Origin of the sequence: Ensifer sp., assembly GCF_031989085.1 — a bacterium.
In the GTDB taxonomy this organism is placed as follows: domain Bacteria; phylum Pseudomonadota; class Alphaproteobacteria; order Rhizobiales; family Rhizobiaceae; genus Ensifer.
In genome coordinates this window covers 111,352-124,315 of the sequence record NZ_DALZXU010000004.1, presented here as the reverse complement: position 1 = coordinate 124,315, position 12,964 = coordinate 111,352, and the positions used below count along the sequence as shown (strand labels likewise).

General features: G+C 63.8%; 12 protein-coding genes. 8 read left to right on the top strand and 4 right to left on the bottom strand.

Translation table 11 applies throughout. From position 1 onward, the window contains the following. The first annotated feature begins 130 nt into the window (after positions 1–130). Entirely contained in the window at positions 131–610 is a 480-nt protein-coding gene (locus tag RTP54_RS19475) for a DUF2867 domain-containing protein (RefSeq protein WP_312365225.1), read from the top strand. Positions 611–616: 6 nt separating this feature from the next. Here RTP54_RS19475 and RTP54_RS19470 read toward each other — a convergent pair whose 3' ends face one another. Beyond that, a complete protein-coding gene (locus RTP54_RS19470; RefSeq protein WP_312365223.1) occupies positions 617–1,213 on the bottom strand; it encodes a TetR/AcrR family transcriptional regulator in 597 nt (198 codons plus the stop codon). Positions 1,214–1,334: 121 nt separating this feature from the next. On the opposite strand from RTP54_RS19470, the gene RTP54_RS19465 reads away from it, so the two are divergent. Beyond that, complete coding sequence (locus RTP54_RS19465) at positions 1,335–2,573, top strand: MFS transporter (RefSeq protein ID WP_312365221.1); 1,239 nt, start codon at positions 1,335–1,337, stop codon at positions 2,571–2,573. A gap of 46 nt (positions 2,574–2,619) precedes the next feature. On the opposite strand, the gene RTP54_RS19460 is transcribed toward RTP54_RS19465, so the two are convergent. Beyond that, positions 2,620–3,699 (bottom strand): TraB/GumN family protein, encoded by a 1,080-nt coding sequence (locus tag RTP54_RS19460; protein WP_112833292.1) that lies wholly within the window; start codon positions 3,697–3,699, stop codon positions 2,620–2,622. Between the two features lie 130 nt (positions 3,700–3,829). Continuing rightward, positions 3,830–4,765, bottom strand: a complete 936-nt coding sequence (locus RTP54_RS19455; protein ID WP_112805457.1) for a tyrosine recombinase XerC — start codon at positions 4,763–4,765, stop codon at positions 3,830–3,832. A gap of 134 nt (positions 4,766–4,899) precedes the next feature. Between RTP54_RS19455 and RTP54_RS19450 the strand changes: the two genes are divergently transcribed. Both RTP54_RS19450 and RTP54_RS19445 read left to right on the top strand, forming a co-directional pair. Further along, entirely contained in the window at positions 4,900–5,823 is a 924-nt protein-coding gene (locus RTP54_RS19450) for a GNAT family N-acetyltransferase (protein ID WP_312365217.1), read from the top strand. Positions 5,824–5,862: 39 nt separating this feature from the next. Continuing rightward, positions 5,863–6,999 (top strand): AAA family ATPase, encoded by a 1,137-nt coding sequence (locus tag RTP54_RS19445; RefSeq protein WP_112815038.1) that lies wholly within the window; start codon positions 5,863–5,865, stop codon positions 6,997–6,999. Between the two features lie 50 nt (positions 7,000–7,049). Here RTP54_RS19445 and fsa read toward each other — a convergent pair whose 3' ends face one another. Beyond that, a complete protein-coding gene (gene fsa / locus RTP54_RS19440) occupies positions 7,050–7,703 on the bottom strand; it encodes a fructose-6-phosphate aldolase (RefSeq protein ID WP_025425070.1) in 654 nt (217 codons plus the stop codon). Positions 7,704–7,882: 179 nt separating this feature from the next. Here fsa and RTP54_RS19435 point away from each other — a divergent pair, with 179 nt between their 5' ends. From RTP54_RS19435 to atpA, 4 genes are all read left to right on the top strand, one after another. Next, positions 7,883–10,087: a primosomal protein N' gene (locus tag RTP54_RS19435; RefSeq protein WP_112815039.1), complete on the top strand. Its 2,205-nt coding sequence runs from the start codon at positions 7,883–7,885 to the stop codon at positions 10,085–10,087. Positions 10,088–10,217: 130 nt separating this feature from the next. Then, entirely contained in the window at positions 10,218–10,604 is a 387-nt protein-coding gene (locus RTP54_RS19430; protein ID WP_312365211.1) for a DUF4345 domain-containing protein, read from the top strand. Between the two features lie 257 nt (positions 10,605–10,861). Continuing rightward, the gene (locus RTP54_RS19425; RefSeq protein ID WP_112805449.1) at positions 10,862–11,428 is read left to right on the top strand and encodes a F0F1 ATP synthase subunit delta; all 567 of its coding nucleotides are present in this window, start codon (positions 10,862–10,864) and stop codon (positions 11,426–11,428) included. After that, on the top strand, positions 11,428–12,957 hold the full coding sequence (gene atpA / locus RTP54_RS19420) for a F0F1 ATP synthase subunit alpha (RefSeq protein WP_057255020.1): 1,530 nt from the start codon (positions 11,428–11,430) through the stop codon (positions 12,955–12,957). The genes RTP54_RS19425 and atpA overlap by 1 nt, the downstream gene beginning before the upstream one ends. The last annotated feature ends 7 nt before the right edge of the window (positions 12,958–12,964 follow it).

The window sequence follows — 12,964 nt, the reverse complement described above, 5'->3', positions numbered from 1 at the left end:
CCCCCTGCCGCGCGCCTTCATTCGGCGCGATCATCGATCCCATGCGCTAGCGACGGATATCGTCGCTTCTGGCAATCGCGCAATTCCGGTCACTTTCCCGGAGTTGCTCTCGCTATGGCCAAGAGGGATCATGAAACCGAGACCCGCCCCCGTTCATCTGCCGAGCCCGCATCTGCCTAATACCGACTGGGCCGATCGCTTCGAGCTTGCTCTCAATGGCAAGGGGCTGACGGCAATGGAGGCGGCCGAGCGCGCGCTTGGCAATTTACCGCCCTGGGTGAGCGGCCTGATGGCGATGCGCAACCGGCTGGTATCGCTGGTCGGCCTGAAGACCGAGGCGCCCCGGCACGGAAACCAGGGCCTGATCGGGCCATTCCCGGTCGTGTCGCGGACCGACGACGAGGTCGTGCTTGGCTTCGACGATGCGCATCTTGATTTCCGCATCATCGTCGACATCAGGGCAGGATCGGCCGTCAACCAGATCGTCGGAGTGACGACGCTGATCCGGCGTCACAACACGCTCGGGCGCATCTATCTGGCGGCGGTCATGCCGTTTCACAAGGTCATCGTGCCGACGCTGCTGACGGGCGCTGCGGGCGCCCGCGGCTGAGCGGCGTCAGCTTCGGCCCGGTGCCTTCAGACCCGAAAGCAACAGGTCGAGATTGGCAATGGCGCTCGCCAGCCGCGGGGCGGGATCGGCGGCCCCGGCGATCCACAGGGCGGCATCGACAAGCGCACCGTTGATCATGTGCGCCAGCGTCTCGGCGTCACCCCCACGGATCACGCCGGTTGCCATCATCGTTGATAGCCTTTCGGTCAGCGATGTGTGGCACGCGCGCCTGCTTGCCTGCAGATAGTCCGGTCCGAGGAACGTCGGCGCGTCCTTGAGAACGATCCTCTGAATGTCAGGCTCGAGTGCCGTTTCGAGATAGAGCCGGCATCGGCCGACGAAACCCGCCCAAAGGTCCGGCGTCGCGGATACGGCGTTGAGCCTTTCGTCCATCTCGGCATCCATGGCCGTGACCACCGCCCGCAGCAGACCCATTTTGTCACCGAAGTGATGGTAGAGCGCACCGCGGGTCAGGTCCGCGGCGGCGGTCAGGTCATCCATTGACGTGTCGGCATAGCCCAGTCGACCAAAGGCATCGCGCGCCGCTGTTACAAGCTTGCCTCGCGTTTCTTCGATCATTTCGCTGCGCGCACGCCGTGCCATCGGTGCCTCCAAGTTGACATACGTCTCGTATGTCAATTGACATGCAAGGCGTATGTCAGTATCTCTCACATACATCGCGTATGTCAATGCGGGCGCTACACGGCGCGTCGCTGGAGTTTTCATGACAAATCCTTACGGACAGATCTTCGCCGTCCCCGGCACGATTGGCTTCACGCTGGCGGGCCTGGTTTCGCGCCTGCCACTGTCGATGATGGCGATCGGCATCATCACCATGCTGGCCCAGGCGCGCGGCTCCTATGGTCTTGCCGGTGGGGTCGCCGCAGCCTTCACGCTGGCCCTGGCGCTGGTGGCGCCGCAGGTCTCGCGGCTCGTCGATCGTTTCGGCCAGAGCCGCGTCCTGCCGATTGCTGCCGCGCTCAGCATCGCCGGCACTGCGGGTCTGCTGATTGCGACCCACTGGCACGCGCCGGACTGGACTTTGTTCGTCTTCGCGCTCATTGCGGGCTCCGCGCCGAGCATGTCGGCCATGACCAGGGCGCGATGGAGCGAAATCTACCGCGGCCGTCCCGAGTTGAAGACGGCATTCTCCCTGGAATCGGTCTTCGATGAAGTCTGCTTCATCGTCGGCCCGCCGATCGCGGTGGGCCTCAGCGTCGGGTTGTTCCCAGAGGCAGGGCCGCTCGCCGCCGCCGTTTTTCTGGCCATTGGCGTGACCGCCTTCGTGCTGCAGAAGGGTACCGAGCCGCCGGTGCGGCCGCCCGAAACCATCATCACGGGCTCGGCGCTTCGCTACCCCGCTTTGCATGTCCTGATCCTGGCGCTTGCCGGCATGGGCGTGATCGTCGGCACGATCGATGTCGTCAGCGTCGCCTTTGCCCAGGCAGAGGGACAGCCCGCGGCCGCGAGCGTCGTTCTTTCCCTTTATGCGCTCGGGTCCTGCATCGCCGGCCTGACGTTTGGTGCCGTCAGGATCGGTCTGCCACTGCCGAAACTGTTCCTGATCGGAGCGGCAATGACAGCTGCCAGCACCCTGCCGCTGTTGCTGGTCGACGGCGTCACCAGCCTTGCCGCGATGATGTTTCTGTCGGGTGTGTTTTTCGCGCCGACGATGATCGTTGCGCTCAGCATGGGCGAGATCGTGGTGCCGCCGGCCAAGTTGACCGAGGGGTTGACCTGGCTGACGACGGGCTTGGGCATCGGGGCTGCAGCAGGTGCGGCTGCTGCCGGTGTCGTGGTCGCGCGCTTCGGTGTGCAAACCGGCTTTGCCATTGCCGTCGCAGCCGGCGTCCTTATCCTTGCCGCCGCGCTTTGCGGCTATCGTCGCCTGTCGAGGATCGTGGCCGCCCATACCCCGGAAGCCGAAACCGATCCGGATAGCTGCGCCGGCGCAAGCGCCTGAGCGCGGCAAATGTCCTTCGCCGTCGCCGATTGCCGGCGAGCGATCGTCAATCGACGCGGGTGAGGGAGAAGCCCTGGCGCTTCAGAAGCTCGACAAGGCCCTGGTCGCCGGCAAGATGCAGCGCGCCGACGGCCATGAAGGCGTTGCCGCCGGCAAGGATCGGCTCGGCCCGTGTCGCCATCGTCCTGTTGCGGTCGATGATGATGCGCTGCTCGAAGTCGGCATAGCCGGCGTCCTCGCTGGACACATCCTCGGACACGGCCTTCATCATCGGCATGATCATGCCAGTGTCGCCCGAAAGATAGAGGTCGGTTGTGGTGGCGAGCACGTCGTCGATGGTCTTGCCGAGCGCGAGCGTCTCGATAAGCGCGCGCAGGTGCATTTCGGTCGGCAGCGAATCCATCGCGGCCAGCTGCTCGACAAGGGTTTCCAGCCCTTTCAGCGTCTTGCCCTCACGCACGGCATCTTCGGCGAGCTTCTTGTCGAGGAAGGACGCGCCGGCGGCCTTGCGCGTCATCTCGCAGGCGGGCAGCGCCACGAAGCTGGCGATCATCCAGGGCTTCATCTTGGCCACCAGCGTCAGCGGGATGCCGCGCGCCTTCAAGCCCTGTTCGAGCCGGGCGCGATCGTCGGCGCCGAGGAAGTCGTTGATGGTCTTGTTGTCGGCAAACATCGTCAGGTCGGGCCGCATCAGGATGGCGGCGGCCGACTTCTGCTCGTCGATGATCTCATCGGATTCGACGATGACGGTCGACGCCTTGGCAAAAGCGTCCGAAGCGCCCTTGGGCATGGCAAGCACGCGCGGATCGGTCACATGCATGGTGCCGAGCAGCCAGGAGGGCGCAATGCCGTCCTTCTCGATCTTCCAGAAAATGCCACGGCCATTGGGGACGGCGTCCGCTTCCGCCTTCAGCCTCGCGAGCTTTTCCGGATCGGTCTTCTCGAAGCCGGCAATCAGGTTCTTGCCGCCGCAGATCATGTCGGTGGCTGCAGAGGCATCCGAGACCGACAGCACAGCGGCGATCAGGCTTGCCGCCAGAAGCAGATGGATGAGCGCGATCAGCCAGAGGGCCATATCGGCGGCCCTGGCCGCGAGCTGACGGACGGGCTTGGCGATCGAGTACATGATCACTTCCTAATTAAATGCGAGATCAACGGACCCTACGCCTCGTCGGTCACGGCTTCCTTAAAGGGTATGGTTAACGCGCTTGTCCGCCCAAAATCAGGCACGGACCAAATTCGGGCACGGGCGAAATTCAGGCCCGGGGATGCGCCCGGTCGTAGATCTCCAGAAGCCGCGTCGGGTCGACGCCGGTATAAACCTGGGTCGTGGACAGGCTGGCGTGGCCGAGCAGCTCCTGGATTGTCCTGAGATCACCGCCTCCGGCTAGCAGATGCGTGGCGAAGGAATGGCGCAGCGCATGCGGCGTGGCCGTGTCGGGAAGCCCAAGGGCGCCGCGCAGCTTCTGCATCTCGCGCTGGATGATCGCCGGTTGAAGTTTTGCTCCACGGGTGCCGCGGAACATCGGCTGGTCGGCGCCGGCATGATAGGGGCAAAGCCTGAGATAGGTCGCAACCGCGTCGCGCGCGACGGCCATCAGCGGCACGATGCGGGTCTTGCCGCCCTTGCCGTTGATGCGCAGCGACGTTGGCGTTCCGGCAAAGTCGCCCGGGGTCAGGTCCAGCGCTTCTGATATGCGCAGGCCGCAGCCATAGAGCAGCGTCAGCACGGCGGCGTTGCGTGCTGCCACCCAAGGCTCCTCGGCTAGCTGCGCATCCGTCGTGACGACGTTGAGGGCCTCGCGGTCGGTCAGTGGCTTGGGCAGCGATTTCGGCTGCTTTGGCGAGCGCACGGCCGCCGCTCCGGCGGCATTGGCAAGGCCGCTGCGCTCAAGGTAACGCAGGAACGAGCGCAGGCCTGCCAGGCCGCGGCCGAGCGTGCGGGCACCGGCACCGCCCTTGCGGCGCTGGGCAAGGAAGCCGCGAAGGTCGGCTGGGCGCAATGTGCTGATGTCGGAAAGGCGGGGCGGGCCGGCGAGATGGCCGGTGAGGAATGTCAAGAACTGGCGCGTGTCGCGCTCATAGGCCTCGACGGTATTGTCGGACAGGCGGCGCTCCTGCAGGAGCCCTTGCAGCCAGCGCTGGCGCTCTGCAAGCAGGTCCGGATGGCCGATGACGAGCAGCTCGTTCATTGTCGTTTTCCACGATAACAGGTCATCGACAATGCGCTTGCGCCTCTTAGGTTTTTGCTAACGTACCCTTGGAATCTGTCATCCCTAGATCATATTGAATTGCCATGTTCAGCCGGAAAGAATCGGATGAAGCCATGGCGGGACGGGCGACGGTGAACGGGATCGCGCATTTTGCTGAAGTGATCGCCCTGGTCTCGCAAGGGCAGCCCGGGCACATCGTCGATACGCTCATTGCCGAGCGTGGCCAGCGGATCGTCAGGAGCCCGATGTGGCCCGCTATCCGGCCCTTTCTCTACACGCTTCTGAATTATCGAAAGGCGCTGGAATTTGCCGATGCGGTGGCCAACGTCCCTGGTTTTCAGGCTTTTCAGCATCTGAGTTCCCTTCTGTCTCTCGACGTGCGCGTCGACCGGGCCGAGCGGATCCCGGATAAGGGCGGCTTTCTGCTGGTCAGCAACCACCCGACCGGGATCGCCGACGGCATCGCCGTTTTCGATCTTCTGAAGCACCGTCGGCCGGACATGATGTTCTTTGCCAACCGCGACGCGATCCGCGTCAATCCGCGTTTCGTCGAAATGGTCATTCCGGTCGAATGGCGCGAGGAGCACAAGAGCAAGCTGAAAGCCCGCGAAACGCTGCAGGTCACCAACCGGGCGATCGGCGAAGGCAAGGCGACGGTGCTGTTTCCTTCGGGTCGCATCGCCTACTGGGCCGACGGACGGCTCAACGAGCGGCCGTGGAAGACGTCGGCGGTGGGGTTTGCACGCAAATACGGCCTGCCGATCCTGCCGGTGCATATCAGCGCGCGCAACTCCGGGCTGTTCTACTGGTTTGCCAAGTGGTCGACCGAGCTGCGCGACATGACGGTGTTTCACGAGCTGCTCAACAAGAAGGGCGATCTCTTCGATTTCCGCATCGGCAACCTGATCGCGCCGGAGGCGCTCGATGGCGACGCCGGAGAGGTGACGAAGGCCCTGGAGCGCCACACAGTGTTCGACCTTGCACGCGACGCCGATGCGGCGTTTCGGCCCGTGGCGCGCGTCACCGCTACCGCCTGATCCCTTCATGTTGCCAGGGGAATCGGCTAAGCCAGTGCCATGCTGCTTCGCTCGATGTTTGCCGAGAATTACCGTTCGCTGAAGTCGATCAGGATGGACCTGACCGGGGTCAACCTGTTCATCGGCGAGAACGGGGTCGGCAAGTCCAATCTCTACCGGGCGCTGCAACTGGTGCAGGCGGCCGTGCGCGGCAGCCTTGCCTATGAGATCGCCCGGGAGGGCGGCATGTCCTCGGCGCTCTGGAGCGGCCGCAGGCGGGCCGACAAACCGGCGCGCATCCGCCTTGAGACCGAGCTGATGGACGAGGAGCGCGCCATCACCTTCCGCTACCGGATCGAGGCCGGGCTGCGCCCGCCGGTCGCCGCAGCGGGCTTTGCCTTCGAGCCGCAGGTCAAGGAGGAGGAACTGAGCGTCGAAACCGGACGGCGGCCGGTGACGATGATGAAGCGTTCAGGCCCCGGCATCTTCGTGCGTGGCGAGCGTGGTCGGATGGAAGATTATCCCGAGCAGGCGCTGCAATCGGAAACGGCGATCGCGCTTTTGGGCGATGCGGGGCACTATCCGGAGATCGGCACCTTCCGCCGCGCCGTCGACCAGTGGCGGTTCTTCCACGGCTTTCGCACCGATCGCGATTCGCCGTTGCGGCTGCCGTGCCTGGCCGTCACCGCCCCGATGCTCGACGAGGACGGAACCAATATGGCGGCGGTGTTTGCGACGCTCAGGCACACGCGGCAGGATACGGTCGATCTCGACCGTGCCATTGCCGATGCCTTTGGCGGGGCGCATCTCGACGTCCCCGATCCAGGCCAGTTCGCCGAGTTTTCGCTGGTCTTTCCCGATTTCCCGCAGCGGCCGTTTTCGACGCGCGAACTGTCCGACGGGCAGATGCGGTTCCTGGCGCTCGCGGCCGCGCTGTTGTCTTATCGCCGCCCGCCCTTCATCGCCCTCAACGAGCCGGAAACCAGCCTGCACCCGGATATGCTGCCGGCGCTCGCCGACATGATTGCCAGTGCCGCGCGCGACAGCCAGATCTGGATCGTTACCCATTCGGAGCGGCTGGCAGAGGCGATCCGCGAGCGCTGCGGCGTTCGCGCCCGCCGGGTCATCCGCAAGGACAGCGCCACCTGGATCGACGGCATGCGGCTGACCGGCCTGATGGACGACGACGATCCATAAAAAAGGGCCCCGCATCGCTGCGGAGCCCTCGAATGTCTATCGCCGAAAAATCAGGCGATCTTCTGGCCGGTCTTCGCCCAGTCGGCGAGGAAGGTTTCGAGGCCCTTGTCGGTCAGCGGGTGCTTGACCAGTGCCTTCAGCGTCGCCGGCGGCGCGGTGACGACGTCAGCGCCGATGAGCGCAGCTTCCTTGACGTGGTTCACGGTGCGGATCGAGGCCGCGAGGATTTCGGTCTCGTAGCCGTAGTTGTCGAAGATGTGGCGGATTTCGCGGATCAGGTCCATGCCGTCGAACGCGATGTCGTCGAGGCGGCCGACGAAGGGCGAAACGAAGGTCGCGCCGGCCTTGGCGGCGAGCAGCGCCTGGTTGGCCGAGAAGCACAGCGTCACGTTGGTCTGGTGACCGTCCGAGGTCAGCGCCTTGCAGGCCTTGAGGCCGTCGAGCGTCAGAGGCAGCTTGATGCAGATGTTGTCGGCGATCTTCGACAGAACGGCCGCTTCCTTCATCATTTCGGCATATTCGGTCGCGGTCACTTCGGCCGAAACCGGGCCTTCGACGATGCCGCAGATTTCCTTGGTGACTTCGGTGATGTCACGGCCCGACTTGAGAATCAGCGAAGGGTTGGTGGTGACGCCGTCGAGGAGGCCGAGATCGTTCAGCTCGCGGATTTCCTTGACGTCGGCGGTATCAACGAAAAATTTCATGGAGGTCACTCCCTTGGGGCACGATTGCCGTTCGGGCGCATATCTACCGGGAGGAATTCCTGTGGCAGAGATCGCGCGCGTTGAAACTCTGGTGGAACCGTGAGAAACCCTGCGCCGGCAAGGCTGCGGTTCGCAGCGCAGTTTTCTTTAACCGAAAGACGTGGCAAGGTCACGGCAAAATGACTCGCGATTCAACCGATTTATTCGGGCCAGTTTCCGCCCGTCGCGTCGTGCCAGTTCTGGTGCCGATGCCGGCGTCAAAGGCCTATTCCTACGCGGTGCCAGACGGCATGGCGGTCGAGCCCGGCTCGATCGTGCAGGTGCCGCTCGGCCCCCGTCTGGTCGCGGGTGTCGTCTGGGATGGCGACGACGATGGCGGCGTCGATCCGAAAAAGCTGAAGGCGATCGAAAAGGTGTTCGACTGCCCGCCGCTGACCCCCGACATGCGCACGTTTCTCGACTGGGTGGCGACCTACACGGTCACGCCGCCGGGGCTGGTGGCGCGCATGGCATTGCGCGCACCCGCCGCCTTCGATCCGGAGCCGATGGTGGAGGCCCTGCGGCTGACCGACATGCGCCCGGAGCGCATGACGACGGCGCGCGAACGCGTTATCGCGGCTGCCAATGACGGCTTCTCGTGGACGCGCTCGGGGCTTGCGCATGCGGCCGGCACGTCTTCGAGCGTCATTGACGGGCTGACCCAGCAAGGTGTGTTCGAGACCGTGTTCATGGCGCCGCCGCCGGTGGTGGCTGCACCCGACCCCGACTACGCCGCCCCCCGGCTCGAAGGTCCGCAGAAGGATGCGGCCGCCGATCTGCTGGCCGCCGTCGAACAGGGCGGCTTTTCGGTATCGCTGATCGACGGCATTACCGGCTCGGGCAAGACCGAGGTTTATTTCGAGGCGATCGCCGCAACGCTCCGGGCGGGCAAACAGGTGCTGATCCTGCTGCCGGAAATTGCCTTGACGGCAAGCTTCCTCGAACGCTTCCAGGATCGCTTCGGCTCCAAGCCGGCAGAGTGGCATTCGGATCTGGCGCCAAGAACCCGCGAAAAGGTCTGGCGACAGGTGACGACGGGCACGGTGCGCGTGGTCGCCGGTGCGCGCTCGGCGCTTTTTCTCCCTTTCGAGGAACTCGGCCTCATCATCGTCGACGAAGAGCATGACCCTGCCTACAAGCAGGAGGACCGGGTGTTCTACAACGCCCGCGACATGGCCGTGGTGCGCGGGCGCATCACCGGCTTTCCCGTCGTTCTGGTTTCGGCGACGCCGTCGGTGGAAAGCCGGGTCAATGGCGAGGTCGGCCGCTACAAGCCGATCCATCTGCCCACGCGTTTTGGCGACGCGGCGCTGCCGCGCCTCGGCGTCGTCGATATGCGCCAGCATCCCCCGGCGCGCGGCGGCTTCCTGTCGCCCGTGCTGATCAACCAGATCGGCAAGGCGGTCGAACGTGGCGAGCAGGCGCTGTTGTTTCTCAATCGGCGCGGTTACGCGCCGCTGACGCTCTGCCGCGTCTGCGGCCATCGTTTCCAGTGCCCGGATTGTTCAAGCTGGCTGGTCGAGCATCGGTTTCGCGGCCAGATCCAGTGCCACCATTGCGGCTATGCGGAAAAGACGCCGGAAGCGTGCCCGGAATGCGGCACCTTCGATCACCTCGTTGCCTGCGGTCCCGGCGTCGAGCGTATCGCCGAAGAAGTGGAGCGCCATTTTCCAGACGCGCGCACCATCGTGCTCTCGTCCGACCTGATGGGCGTCAAGCGACTGCGGCTGGAGCTGGAGGCGATTGCCCGCGGGGAGGCCGACATCGTCATCGGCACGCAGCTCGTCGCCAAGGGCCACAATTTCCCGCTGATGACGCTGGTCGGCATCATCGATGCCGATCTCGGTCTTGCCAATGGCGATCCGCGTGCGGCCGAGCGGACCTTCCAGCTGTTGTCGCAGGTGACCGGACGCGCCGGCCGAACGGGTCTGAAGAGCCTTGGGCTTTTGCAGACCTACCAGCCGCAGCACCCGGTGATGCAGGCGATCGTTTCCGGTGACGCCGACGCCTTCTACGACCGCGAGATCGCCGAGCGCGAGAAGGCGCTGCTGCCGCCATTCGGCCGGCTGGCGTCGCTGATCGTGTCTGCCGATACCCGCCAGGATGCCGAGACCCATGCACGCGGGCTTCGAAGCGCTGCACCGCGCACCGACGGTATCTCTATTCTCGGGCCGGCCGAGGCGCCGTTGGCGCTGATCCGCGGCCGCCACCGCTTCCGTCTGCTGGTGCACGGCCGCCGCAACAGCGACATGCAGGCTTTCGTCAAGGCGATGATTGCCGCAGGGCCGAAGGAGCGAGGATCGATCAGCGTCCAGCTCGACATCGACCCACAGAGTTTCCTTTAATCGCGGTGGTTAACGAAACGTGGACGATTCACAACCGCCACGACTTGCGCTAGAGGTCTGAGATGCGTCGCTTAGGGCATGGCCCGGATGGCGACACAATCGAGATCGGCGCTCATCTGCGGGAACGGGCATGGAGTTCTACATTCCGGCGGAAACCGGCGAGTTCCTCGCCTTCTGTGCGGCAGCGGCAGCGGCGCTGATCGGCGTCGTCATGCTGTTTGCGCCGCGGCTCACGTTTCGCGCTGCCGGCATCGGCATTGCCGAGGGCCGTCGCGGTGGCCTGGCCGAGGCACGCTCGACCATGGGCGGCATGCATGCCGGCCTCGGCCTTGCCGCCATTCTCCTGGCGCAGCCGATGGTCTATCTCGCGATTGGTGCGGCTTTTGCACTCGCCGCCTTCGGTCGCATCCTGTCGATGATGAGCGACAACGGTGCCACGCTCTACAACTGGGTGGCGCTCGTGGTGCAGGCGACGCTTGCCATTCTTCCGCTTGCCTATGTCTTCGGAATGATCTGATCGCCGTTAGCGCGTTTTCGCGATTCACATCCTCAGAAACCAATTTACGGCAAAATTCGGCCAAACCGGGTCGACTTATGCCGCATTCCTGCCGTTCGCGTGTTGCGAGTCCAAACTTCCTATGCTAGACGAACCGCGAATTGCGGGGGAAGTGGGTCGCCAGGCCTCGATAGCCCGCAAATTATTGCAGCAAATTCAGGACGTTAAGTTGACGGCTCGCCGCCACAACCGTTCTTGGATGAAATTGAGAGAAGCTTGTGCCCGTGGCAGACACATCCCAGCTTATTTCCGGTGTTGCAGAAAGGTATGCGTCCTCGCTTTTTGACCTCGCTCTCGAAGCGGGTTCCGTCGAGGCGGCCGGTGCGGATCTTACCCGCGTCCAGGCCCTGATCGATGGCAGCGAAGACCTGAAGCGGCTGATCGTAAGCCCCGTCTTTTCTGCCGACGACCAGTTCAAGGCCATTTCGGCGATCGTCGCCAAGGCCGGCATCTCTGGCATCGTCGGTAACTTCCTCAAGGTTGTTGCGCGCAATCGCCGCCTCTTCGCGCTGCCGGGCATGATCAAGGCGTTCCGCCTGATCGCCGCGCGCCACCGGGGTGAAATTTCTGCCGACGTTACGTCGGCCCATGCGCTCACCGCAGCGCAGGAAACTGAATTGAAGGCGGCGCTCAAGAGCGTCACCGGCAAAGACGTGACGGTCAACGTCACCGTCGACCCGTCTATTCTTGGAGGTCTGATCGTCAAGGTCGGGTCCCGCCAGATTGACACTTCCCTTCGCACCAAACTCTCTACCCTTAAGCTTGCACTGAAAGAGGTCGGCTGATGGATATCCGCGCCGCGGAAATTTCCGCAATTCTTAAAGATCAGATCAAAAATTTCGGCCAGGAAGCAGAAGTCTCCGAAGTCGGTCAGGTGCTTTCCGTCGGTGACGGTATTGCCCGCGTCTACGGCCTCGACAATGTTCAGGCAGGCGAAATGGTCGAATTCCCGGGTGGAATTCGCGGCATGGCGCTGAACCTCGAAGCCGACAATGTCGGCGTCGTTATTTTCGGTTCGGACCGTGACATCAAGGAAGGCGACACCGTTAAGCGGACCGGCGCCATCGTGGACGTTCCGGTTGGTCCGGAACTGCTCGGCCGCGTCGTCGACGCGCTCGGCAACCCGATCGACGGCAAGGGCCCGATCAACGCCAAGCAGCGCTCGCGCGTTGACGTCAAGGCTCCTGGTATCATTCCGCGCAAGTCGGTGCATGAGCCGATGTCGACCGGCCTCAAGGCCATCGACGCCCTCATCCCGGTTGGCCGTGGCCAGCGCGAGCTCGTCATCGGCGACCGCCAGACCGGCAAGACCGCGATCATCCTCGACACGATCCTCAACCAGAAGGCCATTCACGACAATGGTCCGGAAGGTGACAAGCTGTATTGCGTCTACGTCGCAATCGGCCAGAAGCGTTCGACGGTTGCCCAGTTCGTGAAGGTTCTGGAAGAGCGTGGCGCCCTGCAGTACTCGATCATCGTTGCAGCGACCGCATCCGACCCGGCTCCGATGCAGTACCTCGCACCGTTTGCCGGTTGCGCGATGGGCGAATACTTCCGTGACAACGGCAAGCACGCTCTCATCGGCTACGACGACCTGTCGAAGCAGGCTGTTTCCTACCGTCAGATGTCGCTCCTGCTGCGCCGCCCGCCGGGCCGCGAAGCTTACCCTGGCGACGTTTTCTACCTGCACTCTCGTCTGCTCGAGCGCGCTGCAAAGCTCTCGGACGACAATGGTGCCGGCTCGCTGACGGCTCTGCCGGTCATCGAAACCCAGGGCAACGACGTTTCCGCGTTCATCCCGACCAACGTGATCTCGATCACCGACGGCCAGATCTTCCTTGAAACCGACCTGTTCTACCAGGGCATCCGTCCGGCCGTTAACGTCGGTCTGTCGGTTTCGCGCGTCGGCTCGGCCGCGCAGATCAAGGCGATGAAGCAGGTTGCAGGCTCGATCAAGGGTGAACTGGCTCAGTACCGCGAAATGGCGGCCTTTGCGCAGTTCGGCTCCGACCTCGACGCCGCTACCCAGCGTCTGCTGAACCGTGGTGCACGCCTGACCGAACTCCTGAAGCAGCCGCAGTTCTCGCCGCTGAAGACGGAAGAGCAGGTCGCCGTCATCTTCGCAGGTGTCAACGGCTACCTCGACAAGCTGCCGGTCAACCAGGTTGGCAAGTTCGAGCAGGGCCTGCTTTCGTACATGCGTTCGGAAGGCAAGGACATCCTGGAAACCATCCGCAAGGACAAGGCGATCTCCGACGACGTCAAGGGCAAGCTGAAGGCTGCAATCGACAGCTTCGCCAAGTCTTTCGCCTGAGCGGATT